The following is a 13,764-nucleotide window of genomic DNA, read 5'->3' on the forward strand; positions in this document are numbered from 1 at the left end:
TAAAATATGCCCTTTGTCCCAGCAGAATAAGCAAGTTTATACGTTTTCGCGGCCAATGTATTTATTATTGGTTCTGCTTTAGAGTTAGCGGAAAGTTGGTTAGCAGAAAGAACATAACACCCTATGACCTTAGTAACAGCGAGGCTTTGGTGGTCATTGCCATATTAGCCAGTCATTTGCTGATGGGTTGACACAGAGGTCAACCCCTACCTCTGCGAGGGGGAGACTTAAGACATGGCTATCTCGCATTCCTGATTCCTGCTCTGCCCGCTGAAGTTCTTTCCAACTTTCAACTTTCGACTTTCCACTTTCTTCTCATTAAAATCCAGTGTTTTTATTTTTTTTCAAAAACATACATAGCTTCCAAAAGCTAAGGAAATTATATTTAATGAACAACAAGCAAAAGGAGGAAAATAAAATGCCAATAGGACCTATTGTTTTGACAATAGTTGCAGTCTTAGTATTTTTTGGGTTTGCACAAAGGATACTAGATAGAATGAGACTCAGTGATAAAGCAGCTTTAGTGTTTATAGCTGCTATGTTTATAGGTGCGTATTTACCAGATATTCCTCTTGGGAATAATCTAGGTATAAACATCGGTGGTGGTTTGGTCCCGTTAATTTTGGTCGGTTATCTGCTTTATAAAGCAAATACAACTAGGGAAAGGGTAAGAGCAGTGGTCGCCTCTTTAATAGCCGCAGTGGCTGTATGGGGCGTAGAGAGGTATATGCCTGAAGAACCGGGGGCAATGATTTTAGATCCATTATATATGTACCCATTGGTAGCTGGTATTATTGGATATTTAGCCGGAAGATCTCGCAGAAGTGCGTTTATAGCTGGAGTAATGGGTGTGGTGCTAACAGACATATTCTACGTAGTGTCAGTAGCCATAGACGGTGGTGAAGCATCAACTGTTATAGGCGGAGCAGGAATTTTCGATTCCGTAGTTATAGCAGGTATATTAGCAGTAGCTTTAGCTGAAATCATAGGCGAGACTAGAGAAAGAATCCAAGGTGGTCCTAGCGAAGATAGACCAGAAGAGCTAAAGAAAAACCTAAAAGGTGTAGAATTTGCAAATATGCTAAAGCAAAAGGATGAAAAAAGTGAAAAATCTAAAGTTACATCTTTAGATGAAAAGCGTAAAAAAGACAAAAAGAAGTAAGGGGGTAATATAACAATGCTAAAAAGGATGGGAACAACTTTTGTAGTAATAGCTCTTTTACTGACGTTTCCAGCTATTACTACAGAAAAAACCAATGTAGCTCAAGCAGAGAATATAATAGAAGACTTTTTTGATCTTGTTTCACAAACGGAGTTAAAAGACGGTCAGTACTTTACAATGTACGGTCCAGAAGACGAAATTATCATGAAAACAGCTAGAATAATCCATGTAGATGATCGCTTCATCTGTTCAGACAATAAATTATACGAAGTATACCATGTGGACAACAATGAGCTTAGGGCTGACGCAAAGTTTGTAAAAGAAGTGGCTTTGAGAAGATTTGAAAATGAAACAAATGAAACTAACTTACTGGCAAGCATAATTTCCAAGTTTTCTTTTACTTCATCACCAGCACAAGCAGAAGATGAAGGGCAAGGTCCTGTAGCCATTTACCATACTCACTCAGACGAGTCATACGTTCCCACAGACGGCACTGAGAGTATAGACGAAGATGGCGGTATATTTGATGTAGGGATGAGATTTAGAGACGAGCTTGAGGATAGGGGATACGATGTTGTGTTTTCTGATCAAGCTCACGACCCTCATGACTCAGGTGCTTATAAAAGGTCTAGAAGGACGGTGGAAGAACTTCTAAAAGAAAATCCAGCAGTTCTTTTTGATGTTCATCGCGACGCTGTACCTGCAGAACAATATGCTGGCGAAGCGGACGGAGAAGATGTAGCCCAAATCATGTTAGTGGTAGGTCAGCAAAATCAAAATATGGCTGAAACAGAAGCTTTTGCGGAAGCGCTTAAAGCCAAGGGAGATGAGCTGCACCCAGATTTGATGAAGGGTATTTTTATGGCAAACGGTTCATATAACCAAGACCTTTCTCCTAGAGCTGTTCTTTTAGAGGTGGGTACCTATACTCAAGAAAAAGAGTTAGCCAAAAAGGGTATAACGGCTTTTACAGACGTAGTGGAGCAGGAAATATATAATGGTCAGGCTCAAAATGGTGATGATAACGGCCAAGCGGGCATTTTAGCAGACCCTGGAGCAGGCGGTAACGGTGGCGCCGGTGCTGGTGGCGGGTTAGGGACAGCAGGAAGAAGCATTTTATGGATTCTTGGAATAGCTGCAGTAGGTGGGATAGCATTTTTGGTGATAAACAGTGGTGGGTTTAGCGAAGTGGGGAGCAAACTAAAGAGCTTTACTACCAAAGAATTTGCAAACCAGCTGAAAAAGCAAAAAGATGAAGAAGATGATGGTGAGGATAAATAATGGAACATTATCTCTATATTATAGCTTTTGCAACCATTGCTGGTACGCTATCTAGATTTATAATGTTAAAAACAGATTATAGGCAGTACCCAACAAACCCACATGGTTCTTTAATCCACTTATCATTAGGATTTATTGCAGCAGCATTAGGGGCCGTAGCGATACCGGCCCTTATAGAACAAGACTTTGCTGCTGTTACTTTTTTGGCTTTAGCAGCCCAGCAATTTAGGGAAATTCGTAATATGGAAAGAGAAACATTACAAAAGCTTGAAGTCACAGAGTTAGTTCCTAGAGGCGAAGATTTTATAGAAGGTGTAGCTAGAGCTTTTGAAGCCAGGAACTACCTTGTTATTTTAATATCAATTTTTACAAGTCTGGCAGCTTTTTTAATTACAGAGCTTACAAATATATACTGGGGGTTGTTAGGAGGAGCAGTAATAGCTGTTGTGCTAATTTATATAGCACTTAAACTTATGGAAGGTCAGCGTATTATCGATATAGCTGACGTAGATAAGGCAGAAATTCGCTTTGATGATGCTAATCTTTTTGTTGAAGACATCCAAATAATGAATATAGGCTTAAAGGAAGGTCAAGAAACGATACTAAAAAAGGGTTTAGCGGTTATGATAAAGCCCAAAGATGCTGATGCCGTGGCTATACTAGGGGATGTAGGTCAAAGACAAGCCTTAACCCATGTAGCTTCAAAGTTACTGGGGATTTACAAAGATGTCGATACCCCTGAGTTTACGCCACTAGCTAGAAGAAACGAAGACAATGGATATGTTGCATTATATATAGTGCCCACACATGGAACAAGCGAAGACTTAATAGACGCCATAGAGCGAACCCCCTTATTGGAAAGTGCCATATCTAGGCCAAGCTTATCTGCAGTTGGCCGGCATATCAAGCAGGAGGAGGAATAAATATGAGCACAGATTTAGTAAGGGTGATAGTTGCCATCGTTGTAACGCCCGATGATGAAGATAAAGTTAAAGATGGTGGCATGGCTCCTATATTTGTAGCCAAAGACAGGCAGGAGCAGCAAAAGATATCAATGTATATATCACGGATAACACAATCAGTACTTCATGATTTAGAAAATGGAGTGCTCATGCTAGTCAAACATTAGGGGGAAGCCATGAAAATAATATATAACTGCTATGGTGGGTCCCATTCATCAGTGTTATCTGGATATATTCATTGTGGCATAATAGAAAAAGATAAGGTGCCCTCAGCTAAGAAGCTACTGTCGCTTGCATATTATGACTCTCAGAAGGCTGATGACCACGGCATAGTCCAATATATAGGGACAGACTCAAAAGGCAATAGGGTCTATTCTGTGGGCTTAGAAAGTGAAGCGGTGTTTTCTCGTAAGTGTGTAAAAAATATAGCCGCAATTATGGGTATTAGCTGTGAAGAGTACGTCTTTGTTGATACGATGCCTGCCGTCAACTGGTTTATGCGAATTGGTGGCTTTTTGTCAAGGGCCTTAGGTTTAAAAGCAGTTGGGCGCCCTTTGGTTATCTTTGGTACCCAAAGGGCTTTTTTTGATATAATAAACTTAGTAGAGGATAATATTAACAAAATAGAGGAGAGCGATAAAAAGTGAAGATTTTTTATTATTGCTACGGCGGAGCTCACAGCTCTGTTGTAGCTGCAGCAATACACTTAGAAAAGGTATTTCCTCCACTAACATATGAAAAAGTAAAACAGTTGCCCTACTTTGACTTAACTAGCCCTAAAAACAGGGGAGTCCCTATAAAGCTAGGAGAGGATTGCGATAAAAACGAAATTTATTTTGTTGGCTTTGGCAAAGATAAGCAGCTGATAGTTAAGTTTGTTGAAAGCTTTTTAAATGCACACGGGGTCGAAGATGACAGGTACATCATGGTTGATTGCTTAGCAAGTATCTCTTTTTATGTAAAAATCGGAGGATTTATCTCAAAAGTTTTAAACCTTAGAAAGCTAGGGCAGATGATTACTGCAAAAGGTATTGTGGACTCAGAGAAATCACTTTTAAAAGCTGTTGATGTGGCAAAACAAGTAAGCGAAGGAAAGTCAGATATCTTGACTAAAATATAGTTTTATATGATAATAAAACATGTTATAACAAACTGAGGTGAAACTATATTATGAAACATAAAATCAAAGACGTTGCATTAGATTCTATTGCACATCAACTAGAAATTGAAAAAGGAGATTATCTAATTACTATAAATGATCAAACACCTGAAGATATAATAGACTATAACCTACTCCAAACTGAAGAAGAGATTAATCTACACATAGAAAAATCAAACGGTGAAAACTATATATTTGAGATTGATAAAGAGTTTCATGAAGATTTAGGGCTAATCTTTGAAAACCCCACACTAGATGATATTAAAAGCTGTCATAATAACTGTGTTTTTTGTTTTATAGACCAGCTTCCACTAGGAATGCGAAAAACATTGGGGGTAAAAGATGACGACTACCGGTTATCCTTTTTGCACGGTAACTACGTTACCTTGACAAACCTTACCCAACAAGAAATTTCAAGGATTATAAGACTCAATCTAAGTCCTTTATACATATCAATTCACGTAAGCGATGATGCCAAAAGACAAGAGGTTATGGGAACGCCTAAAGCAAAAGGGATTTTACCTCTTTTACAAAAGCTATCGGACAATGGCATAGAATTTCATGGACAATTAGTGCTATGCCCAGGTGTTAACGACGGAAAGCAACTAGAGGATACATTAGAAAGCTTAGAAAACTTACTTCCTAGTTTGTTATCTTTATCTGCAGTGCCAGTTGGATTAACTACTCATAGAACCAACTGCTACCCTTTAAGAAGATTTAACAAAGAAGAAAGCAAAGCTATAATTCAAACGGTAAATAAATACAGGGATAGATATAAAGAAAAGTGTGGAAAGGCAACTGTGTATGCAGCCGATGAGTTCTACGTAAATTCTAATACCGCTATCCCTTCCGGCGAATACTATGAAGATTATCCTCAACTAGAAAACGGAATTGGAATCACTTCTCTTTTCTTAGACAATCTAAAAGAGGTGCAAAAAAAACTACCCGAAAGCATTACTCCACAGAATATAACTATTGTAACTGGAAAGTCATCATATCAATATGTAAAGGAGTTAGATGATGTATTAAATACTATTGATGGACTTAACAGTCAATGTATTAAAGTGGAAAACAAGTTTTTTGGTAAATCTATAACTGTTGCGGGGCTTTTAACCGGTCAAGATATATATGAAAGCTTAAAAGATGTAAGCCTAGGAGATATTGTTTTTATACCGCGGGCTTGTCTTAAAGATGACAGCCCTATATTTTTAGATGGACAGACCTTGCAACAGCTAGAGCAAAAGCTTAATATAGATATTAAAGCTGTAAATAACTCATCTGAAATACTTGAAATATTAGGAGGATAATAAATGGGATTACCAGTTGTAGCTATAGTAGGAAAGCCAAACGTAGGAAAATCCACCTTATTTAATAGAATGGTCTCTGAACGCTTGGCAATAGTAGAAGACAAACCAGGAGCGACCCGGGATAGGTTATATAGCAAAGCGCAGTGGCTAAATCATAACTTCTATGTGGTGGATACCGGGGGTATGGTATTTGAGGACGAAGACACCTTAGCTGGCGAAGTTACCAAGCAAGCTCAGATAGCAGTGGATGAATGTGACGTTATTGTTTATGTAGTTGATGGCAGAATGGGTGTAACCGATGAGGATCAATATATAGCCTCTGTTTTAAGAAAAGTTAAAAAGCCTATTGTGCTAGCTGTTAATAAAATCGAAGACTATAAAAGACAGCAATCAGATATCTACGAGTTTTACTCTTTAGGCTTTGGCGCTTTGACACCAATTTCAGCTGCCAACGGTTTGGGTATAGGAGAGCTCTTCGATGAGATAGTAAATAATTTTCCTCAGGACTCTGTCATAGAAGATGATGAAAACACCTTAAAGCTTGCTTTTATTGGCAAACCAAATGCAGGAAAATCATCTATGGTAAACAAACTTTTAGGTGAAGAGCGTGTAATAGTAAGTAACATCCCTGGAACCACACGGGATGCTATTGATAGTAAGTTTAACTATGAGGATAAAGATTATATCCTAGTTGACACAGCTGGGCTTAGAAGAAAAAGTAAAGTTTCGGAAGGAATTGAATACTATAGCGTACTTAGGGCTATACGTAGTATAGAGCGCTGTGATGTAGCTATACTTGTAGTTGATGCAGAGCAGGGTATAACTGAGCAGGATAAAAAAATAGCTGGAATTGCCCATGAAGAGGGTAAACCCACTATAATTGCTGTAAATAAGTGGGACTTAATTAGTAAAGATGATCACTCAACCAAGGAATTTACAAAAGAAATTAAAAGGGAGTTACCATTTTTACACTATGCGCCTATTATTTTTGTATCCGCTAAAACAGGGCAAAGAGTTATTAAACTAATACCACTATCTGAAGAAGTATTTGAGTTTGCTTCTACTAGAATTCCCACAAGTCTATTAAACGAAATAATTATAGAAGCAACATCAATAACTCCTCCACCATCTGATAAAGGTAAGAGATTGAAAATAATGTATTCAAGCCAAGTATCAGTAAATCCGCCTTTTTTTGTCATGTTTGTGAATGACCCAGAGCTTATGCACTTTTCATACTTAAGGTTTCTGGAAAATCAATTACGTGAGACCTTCGGCTTCAAAGGTACTCCAATTAGGATAGGGGTACGTCAAAGAAGTGAGTAAAGGGAGGGATTAACATGCTCAAATGGCTATGGATAGCTTTAAGTTACTTTATTGGATCTATTTCCTTTGCCTATATTGTGGCAAAACTTCACTCTGGTATAGATATAAGAAATTACGGTAGCGGCAATGCAGGAGCTACTAATGTACATAGAACCTTAGGAATAAAAGCATTTGCAGTAGTTTCAATACTAGATATCCTGAAAGGATATTTTGTAGTTTTTATCGCTATGCTTATAACAGATAACCAGCTTGCAATAGCTTTATCTGCTTTAGCAGTTATCCTAGGACATAACTGGCCAATTCTATTTAACTTTAAAGGAGGAAAAGGGATTGCCTCTACACTTGGAGTTGTGGCTGCTTTTTCATTTTTAGCCTTTATAATTTTGGTTGTTTTAATGGCAGTTATTATTTATATAACTAGATATATGTCTTTAGCATCCCTTGTGGCAACGTTATCCGCTCCAATTCTAATTTTTTTCTTATCAGGAGATAGCTATTATTTTGTGGGAATTACTTTTGTTTTAACAATTCTAGCGTGGTTTACCCATAGGCAGAATATTATAAGGTTATTAGATGGACAGGAAAGAAAAATTGGTGAAAGATAAGGGAGGGAAAGATATGAAAAAGGTTTCAGTTTTAGGAGCTGGAGGGTGGGGCACAGCAATAGCTATAAGTCTGGCGAAAGATGGTCAACAGGTAAAATTATGGACTAGAACTGATAAGTCAGCCCAAAACTTAAATAAAACCAGAGAAAACATCAAATATTTGCCCGGTGCTGTAATACCAGCTAACGTCACCATATCATCTTCTATTGAAAAAAGTGTTTTAAATAGTGATATAATTGTAATTGTCACTCCATCGTCTGCAGTGCGCCGTGTTTGTGAAAAAATCAAGCCAGTAATTTCAAAAGATACAATTATCGTCACTGCTTCTAAAGGTTTTGAGCAAAACACACTTCTTAGGATGTCAGAAGTTATACAAGACGTGCTAGGAAAACAGCAGCCTGTAGCAGTGCTTTCAGGACCTAATCATGCAGAAGAAGTTGGTAGAGAAATACCAACTGCAACAGTTGTTGCTTCTAGCAAAAGGAAGACAGCTGAAATTGTTCAAGATGCTTTTATGGGGCCAAAGCTTAGAGTTTATACAAACCCCGATATAGTAGGGGTGGAAACAGGTGGAGCGTTAAAAAACATAATAGCTTTAGGTGCCGGTATTTCCGACGGACTAGGGTTTGGTGACAACACAAAGTCTGCCCTTTTAACGAGAGGTCTCACAGAGATAGCTAGGTTAGGTGTGGCTATGGGTGGGGAAACGGTGACATTTGCAGGCCTTTCCGGAATTGGAGATTTAGTGGCAACCTGCACTAGTACCCACAGCAGAAACTGGAGAGCAGGTAATTTACTAGGACAAGGAAAAACATTAGATGAGATTTTAGCAGATACAAATATGGTGGTAGAGGGTGTAAAAACCGCTAGAAGTGTTAACCACCTTGCAGAAAAATATAATGTGGAAATGCCTATATCTAAACAGATTTATAAAGTTTTGTTTGAAGATAAAGACCCAAAAGAAGCAGTAACAGATTTAATGTTACGAGGGAAAACTAATGAAATGGAAGAAGTAGTCATTACTCAAAACGCTAAATGGTAAAAAAACAAGGTTCTTTTGAACCTTGTTTTTTTATATATATAACTTAAGCGGCACCTTAAGCGCAGTAATTAACTTCATCAAAAATCTACAATAAAAAATAGCCCTATTTATTTTATTTGTAATAATAGAATTGTGAAGGCATATATATACAATAAAAAGTTTGTAAGTTAATTTGTATTTTTTTAGGAGGAGGGAATGTATAGTGGCTGATTTTGATCTTTATAGAGACATCGTCGAGCGAACTGGTGGAAATATTTATTTAGGAATTGTGGGGCCTGTTCGGACTGGTAAGTCAACTTTCATTAAGAAGTTTATGGAGAAGCTGGTGTTACCAAACATAGAAAATGAAGGTGAAAAAGAAAGGGCCAAAGACGAACTGCCTCAAAGTAGTGGTGGTAGAACAATAATGACCACAGAACCAAAATTTATCCCTGAAAATGCTGTTACAGTTACCATCAATGACAACCTACACATGAACGTAAAACTAGTGGATTGTGTGGGCTATACCGTACCTAAAGCGTTTGGTTACTCAGACGAACGAGGTGAAAGAATGGTATCAACTCCTTGGTTTGAAGAGGAAATACCTTTTCAACAAGCAGCTGAGTTCGGTACCCGTAAGGTTATCACAGATCACTCTACAATTGGTATAGTGATTACAACAGACGGTAGTTTTTCTGAAATGGATAGAAGTGACTATATTGAGGCTGAGGAAAGAGTTATCGCCGAGCTTCAAGAAATCGACAAGCCTTTCATCGTGTTACTTAACTCTTCTGATCCTTCAGGAGAACATGCAACACTTTTAAAGCATGATTTAGAAGAAAAGTATGGCAGACCTGTTGTCCCAATGGATGTTTCTAACTTGTCTGTAGACGGGATCAACGAGATATTACAAGAGGCTTTATTCGAGTTTCCGATTGTTGAAGTCAAAATCAAAATGCCAAACTGGGTAGAAACTTTAGAAAAAAGTCATTGGTTAAGAGAAGAGTTTGACTCAATAGTTCAATACTTTATGAATAGCCTTGACAAAGTAAGAGATCTAGATGGTGGTATTGCAGAAGTGAGAGGAAAAGAGTTTCTTGAAAACATTAGTCTAGAAGATGTAGACTTAGGGACTGGTCAAGCTAAGATTAAAATGGACTGCCCTGAAGAGCTATTTTATAAGATCACCTCAGAGCAAACTGGCCTAGAACTAAAGGGACCAGAAGATTTGTTAACCCAACTTCGCGACCTAGTAAAAGTAAATGAAGAATATAAGATAGTCCAGGGCGCTATATCTCAAGCAAAAGGAACAGGCTATGGCGTTGTGCCACCACAGCTTCAGGAAATGAGCCTAGATGAGCCTGAAATCGTGAGACAGGGTAGTCGTTTTGGAGTTAAGCTTAAAGCAAGCGCGCCTTCAATCCATATGATAAGGGTTGATGTAGAATCTGAGTTTGCTCCTGTTGTGGGCACAGAAAAACAAAGTGAGGACCTAGTTAACTATATAATGGATGAGTTTGAAGAAAACCCAGAAAAAATATGGGAATCCAATATTTTTGGAAAATCACTCCATGACCTAGTCAAAGGTGGAATTCAAGGTAAGTTAGAGAATATGCCACCAAGTGCACAAGAAAAACTACAAGAAACCCTAGAGAAAATAATTAACGAAGGAAATGGCGGTTTGATTGCTATAATCCTATAAAAAAAGAGTCCAGACAGAGCATATTAACAAATAAGCTCTGACTGGACTTTTTTTATTTTTTATAATTAGCTATTGTCTTAATTAGGGGCGGGCAATTTGAACCCATGTTTGCCCGTAAACTCTTTCAATTTCTTGCCCATCATCATAATAAAATCGAGTGGGTGAGCTAGGACTATCTTTTTTCCACGTTCCGGTAAAATGCTGTCCCATCGAATAAAAATCAATAGAGCCTTCTCCAACAAGCTGAGGCGTGGTGCGCCTGCGCCAATCAGTTGGATGGTCAGTGTACTGAATAATGACGTTTCTAGCCCAGATTTGCTCTCCTGTGGCATCTCTATGGGGCTCGCCGTTAATCATCCTTCTATAAGCACCTTGCTTGGCATTATACTGATATGAAACGCGGTAGGAATTACTATATTGAATAGACGTAGAATTACCCGTGTTTCCTTGCCTGCTAATATTTCCAGGTCGAACTACCGAACCTGAGGAAGGTCTAGCGGTGTTTAATGTTGATAGATTAACATATAGATTATGTGGAGCTCGCCTATTTGAGTCGCGGTAAAAAGCTGAATGATATAAGGCATTGGTCCTGCTTAGTCCCCACTTTTCGATTCTTTCTAGATTATCCCTACTAGCACTTGCATAAACGAAATTTACGTCGTTCTCCCATGCAAGTTTAGTGCTGTGCTCTCTAGCACTACGTATAGGACCAACCTTACTTGGAAGTGTAGAGAAGAGGGCTAAATAACGGGTGGCACGACCTTCTACTTCATGTTCATAAACCAAACTTGCCTGTGATATACCATGCTGGGGTCTAGCGTTAGGACTATTATCATAAACAACCCCATAGATAGGGTTAGGCTCCGTTTGCGGAACCTGAGCCAATTCTTCTTCTAGGTTTTCCTGAGATGTTTCCAAAAGAGCATTGACCGTCTTGCGCTGCTCCTCTAGATTGCGTCTCTCAGCTTCCATTTGATAACGGCGATCTTCAATTTTTTCTCGCTGCTCTTCCATAGCTAGCTGTTGCTGTTCGATATGTTCTCTTTCTTCCCGTATAGCGCCAATTAAATCGGCGTCACGATTTAAGATCCGAGTTAAATAGGCTAACCTAACGATTAAGTCACCAAAATTATCGGCATCTAATAAAATTTCGATATATGAGGAACCACCCCTCATGTATGCACTTCGAACTCTACCTGCAAACTGTTCTGTATTTTCATCTAGTCTTTCTTGAGCTTGCTTTAGCCTTAGCTCTGTTCGGTTTAGCTCTCTTTCAGTTCTAGAAAGCTCCTCGTCTAGCTCATCAATACGTCTTAATCGTTGGTCGATATCTTCATTAAGCAGCTCAATCATCTCTTCATGTTCGGCGATTTCTTCCTTTATTTCATCAATATTTTCCTGAGAAGAGGTTTCCGCATTGACGTAAATATGACTGTCTATACCACTGGCTAAAGTAAAAAAGAACATGGTAGTGAGTATAACTACAGTTATAAATTTGCGCATATTTCATCCTCCTTTCCAGCACGATTATACGCGCAGATATTTGCGAATCGAAATAAAACTTCCAAATCCACTCATCAAAGTTCCTGCCACTATCAGACCTACGAAAATAGGTAAAAGTCTTGACATGTCAGTTACAGGCTGAAAAAGTAAGGTCAAGGCATCTTGAGTAAGCGAGGATGCTACCTGGCCATATATAAGGCCAAGAACAATAATTGCAACTGTTGTTCCAACCCAACCTAGTACCATTCCTTCCAAAAGAAACGGGAATCGGATATATCCGTTGCTAGCCCCCATATACTTCATTACGCTTACTTCATCTTGACGAGCAACTACAGAAAGTCTTATGATATTAACAATTAAAAATACAGCACCTAAGGCGATAGAAACACCGAAAATCAAAAATATAGAATTTAGGCGACTGGTAATTTGCATCAAGCGGGCAACGAGCTCTTCTCCATAGTCCACCATTTCTACCTCGGGATACCCCTCAATAACTCTAGCGATACCATCCACCTTCTCTGGGTCACTAATACGAACACGAAATAAATCTGGAAGTGGATTGTTTTCACCCTCTAAATCTCTTAGCAAAGACGGATCACCCATGGTTTGGGCAAAGTCTTCTAACCCATCTTCTTTAGATACAAAGGTATTACTTACTACTCCTTCTAAGTTGCTAATTCTATCCTCAACCTCTGACGCGTTAACTCCTTCATTTAGAAAAACACTTATCTCAACATTTGACTCAACATCTTGTATAAACTGATTTACATTAAGAGTTACCAGTAGAAAGCCACCTAAAATAGCCAAAGAAATAGCAATCAAACCTGAAGTGATTATTGCAAGCCATGAATTTCTTGATAAAGATGTAATGCTTTGTCGAATACAGTTTTTAAAGGCATACCTATTCATGACTATAACCTCCTTGTTTATCTCTTGTCAGTTTTCCGCTAGATAGCGCTACTACCCGTTTTTGCATCTTGTCAACAAGGTCCCAAGCATGAGTAGCGATGACAACAGTTGTTCCTTCCTCATTAATTTTTTCAAACAACTGCATCAACTGCAAAGCGTTATCTCGGTCTAGGTTTCCTGTAGGCTCATCTGCCAAAATTAGCACAGGATCTTTTACAATAGCACGTGCTATACCGACCCTTTGTTGTTGGCCACCGGAAAGCTCCCTAGGAAACTTATCTGCCTTATGACTAAGCCCCACCTTTTCTAAAGCATCATTAACTTTTTTATTAATTTCCTTTGGGGGACGCCCCAACACTTCTAAGGCAAAAGCCACATTCTCAAACACAGTCTTTTGCTTTAACAGTTTATAATCTTGGAACACCATCCCAATCTTACGACGATGTTCTAAAAGCTCTCTTTGGCTATAGGATGCAATATCTTTTTTATCAAAATATATATTTCCTTTAGTCGGTAGTTGTTCTCGAAACATAAGTCTTATTAGTGTACTTTTACCAGCACCACTAGGCCCGACTAAAAAAATAAAATCTCCTGAGTTAAGGTTTAAAGACATCTCTTCTAAGGCTAGGGCATTAGTACCATCGTATTTTTTGCTAACAGCTTTTATTTCTATCAACAATAACACTCCTTTCTAGTATCTTCCAACAAATAAACTTCGACAAATTACCATATATTCCTTCTTTTTCCCTAAATAAAATGGGGTAAGGGGAGGATCTAAGCCGGGGTCAAGATCCCAGCCTTTTACGGCAGGATACTATTGCTAAAAATCA

14 protein-coding genes are annotated in these 13,764 nt (G+C 38.5%); 11 read left to right on the forward strand and 3 right to left on the reverse strand.

Going from position 1 to position 13,764, the window contains the following annotated elements; translation table 11 throughout:
- Nucleotides 1–418 precede the first annotated feature (418 nt).
- The 11 genes from PRVXH_RS05880 (at nucleotide 419) to spoIVA (ending at nucleotide 10,522) form a co-directional block, all read left to right on the forward strand.
- Entirely contained in the window at nucleotides 419–1,162 is a 744-nt protein-coding gene (locus tag PRVXH_RS05880; RefSeq protein ID WP_353894377.1) for a DUF1614 domain-containing protein, read from the forward strand.
- A gap of 15 nt (nucleotides 1,163–1,177) precedes the next feature.
- Nucleotides 1,178–2,443 (forward strand): stage II sporulation protein P, encoded by a 1,266-nt coding sequence (gene spoIIP / locus PRVXH_RS05885; protein ID WP_353894378.1) that lies wholly within the window; start codon nucleotides 1,178–1,180, stop codon nucleotides 2,441–2,443.
- Nucleotides 2,443–3,366: a YIEGIA family protein gene (locus PRVXH_RS05890; RefSeq protein WP_353894379.1), complete on the forward strand. Its 924-nt coding sequence runs from the start codon at nucleotides 2,443–2,445 to the stop codon at nucleotides 3,364–3,366. The genes spoIIP and PRVXH_RS05890 overlap by 1 nt, the downstream gene beginning before the upstream one ends.
- 2 nt (nucleotides 3,367–3,368) lie before the next feature.
- On the forward strand, nucleotides 3,369–3,572 hold the full coding sequence (locus PRVXH_RS05895; protein WP_353894380.1) for a hypothetical protein: 204 nt from the start codon (nucleotides 3,369–3,371) through the stop codon (nucleotides 3,570–3,572).
- 9 nt (nucleotides 3,573–3,581) lie between these two features.
- Nucleotides 3,582–4,052, forward strand: coding sequence for a DUF3189 family protein (locus PRVXH_RS05900; protein WP_353894381.1), 471 nt, complete (start codon nucleotides 3,582–3,584; stop codon nucleotides 4,050–4,052).
- Entirely contained in the window at nucleotides 4,049–4,525 is a 477-nt protein-coding gene (locus PRVXH_RS05905; protein ID WP_353894382.1) for a DUF3189 family protein, read from the forward strand. Before PRVXH_RS05900 ends, PRVXH_RS05905 begins: the two co-directional genes overlap by 4 nt.
- A gap of 50 nt (nucleotides 4,526–4,575) precedes the next feature.
- Nucleotides 4,576–5,871: a DUF512 domain-containing protein gene (locus tag PRVXH_RS05910; protein WP_353894383.1), complete on the forward strand. Its 1,296-nt coding sequence runs from the start codon at nucleotides 4,576–4,578 to the stop codon at nucleotides 5,869–5,871.
- Between the two features lie 3 nt (nucleotides 5,872–5,874).
- Nucleotides 5,875–7,194, forward strand: coding sequence for a ribosome biogenesis GTPase Der (gene der, locus PRVXH_RS05915; RefSeq protein WP_353894384.1), 1,320 nt, complete (start codon nucleotides 5,875–5,877; stop codon nucleotides 7,192–7,194).
- 14 nt (nucleotides 7,195–7,208) lie between these two features.
- Nucleotides 7,209–7,799 (forward strand): glycerol-3-phosphate 1-O-acyltransferase PlsY, encoded by a 591-nt coding sequence (gene plsY, locus PRVXH_RS05920; protein ID WP_353894385.1) that lies wholly within the window; start codon nucleotides 7,209–7,211, stop codon nucleotides 7,797–7,799.
- A gap of 13 nt (nucleotides 7,800–7,812) precedes the next feature.
- Entirely contained in the window at nucleotides 7,813–8,841 is a 1,029-nt protein-coding gene (locus PRVXH_RS05925) for an NAD(P)H-dependent glycerol-3-phosphate dehydrogenase (protein ID WP_353894386.1), read from the forward strand.
- Between the two features lie 202 nt (nucleotides 8,842–9,043).
- Complete coding sequence (gene spoIVA / locus PRVXH_RS05930; RefSeq protein WP_353894387.1) at nucleotides 9,044–10,522, forward strand: stage IV sporulation protein A; 1,479 nt, start codon at nucleotides 9,044–9,046, stop codon at nucleotides 10,520–10,522.
- Between the two features lie 81 nt (nucleotides 10,523–10,603).
- Here spoIVA and PRVXH_RS05935 read toward each other — a convergent pair whose 3' ends face one another.
- From PRVXH_RS05935 to ftsE, 3 genes are read right to left on the reverse strand one after another with little or no spacing between them, the layout of a single operon-like run.
- Nucleotides 10,604–12,025 carry a DUF3048 domain-containing protein gene (locus PRVXH_RS05935; RefSeq protein WP_353894388.1) on the reverse strand — a complete coding sequence of 474 codons (1,422 nt, stop codon included), beginning with the start codon at nucleotides 12,023–12,025 and terminating at the stop codon, nucleotides 10,604–10,606.
- 24 nt (nucleotides 12,026–12,049) lie between these two features.
- Nucleotides 12,050–12,934, reverse strand: a complete 885-nt coding sequence (gene ftsX, locus PRVXH_RS05940) for a permease-like cell division protein FtsX (protein ID WP_353894389.1) — start codon at nucleotides 12,932–12,934, stop codon at nucleotides 12,050–12,052.
- A complete protein-coding gene (gene ftsE, locus PRVXH_RS05945) occupies nucleotides 12,927–13,610 on the reverse strand; it encodes a cell division ATP-binding protein FtsE (RefSeq protein WP_353894390.1) in 684 nt (227 codons plus the stop codon). The genes ftsX and ftsE overlap by 8 nt, the downstream gene beginning before the upstream one ends.
- Nucleotides 13,611–13,764: the final 154 nt, after the last annotated feature.

This window comes from Proteinivorax hydrogeniformans (assembly GCF_040515995.1).
Taxonomy (GTDB): Bacteria; Bacillota; Proteinivoracia; order Proteinivoracales; family Proteinivoracaceae; genus Proteinivorax; species Proteinivorax hydrogeniformans.

Excerpts from the sequence above, each read along its gene's own strand:
- PRVXH_RS05880 (WP_353894377.1), top strand. The coding sequence starts at position 419 with ATGCCAATAGGACCTATTGTTTTGACAATAGTTGCAGTCTTAGTATTT.
- spoIIP (WP_353894378.1), top strand. The coding sequence starts at position 1,178 with ATGCTAAAAAGGATGGGAACAACTTTTGTAGTAATAGCTCTTTTACTG.
- PRVXH_RS05890 (WP_353894379.1), top strand. The coding sequence starts at position 2,443 with ATGGAACATTATCTCTATATTATAGCTTTTGCAACCATTGCTGGTACG.
- PRVXH_RS05895 (WP_353894380.1), top strand. The coding sequence starts at position 3,369 with ATGAGCACAGATTTAGTAAGGGTGATAGTTGCCATCGTTGTAACGCCC.
- PRVXH_RS05900 (WP_353894381.1), top strand. The coding sequence starts at position 3,582 with ATGAAAATAATATATAACTGCTATGGTGGGTCCCATTCATCAGTGTTA.
- PRVXH_RS05910 (WP_353894383.1), top strand. The coding sequence starts at position 4,576 with ATGAAACATAAAATCAAAGACGTTGCATTAGATTCTATTGCACATCAA.
- der (WP_353894384.1), top strand. The coding sequence starts at position 5,875 with ATGGGATTACCAGTTGTAGCTATAGTAGGAAAGCCAAACGTAGGAAAA.
- plsY (WP_353894385.1), top strand. The coding sequence starts at position 7,209 with ATGCTCAAATGGCTATGGATAGCTTTAAGTTACTTTATTGGATCTATT.
- PRVXH_RS05925 (WP_353894386.1), top strand. The coding sequence starts at position 7,813 with ATGAAAAAGGTTTCAGTTTTAGGAGCTGGAGGGTGGGGCACAGCAATA.
- PRVXH_RS05935 (WP_353894388.1), bottom strand. The coding sequence starts at position 12,025 with ATGCGCAAATTTATAACTGTAGTTATACTCACTACCATGTTCTTTTTT.
- ftsX (WP_353894389.1), bottom strand. The coding sequence starts at position 12,934 with ATGAATAGGTATGCCTTTAAAAACTGTATTCGACAAAGCATTACATCT.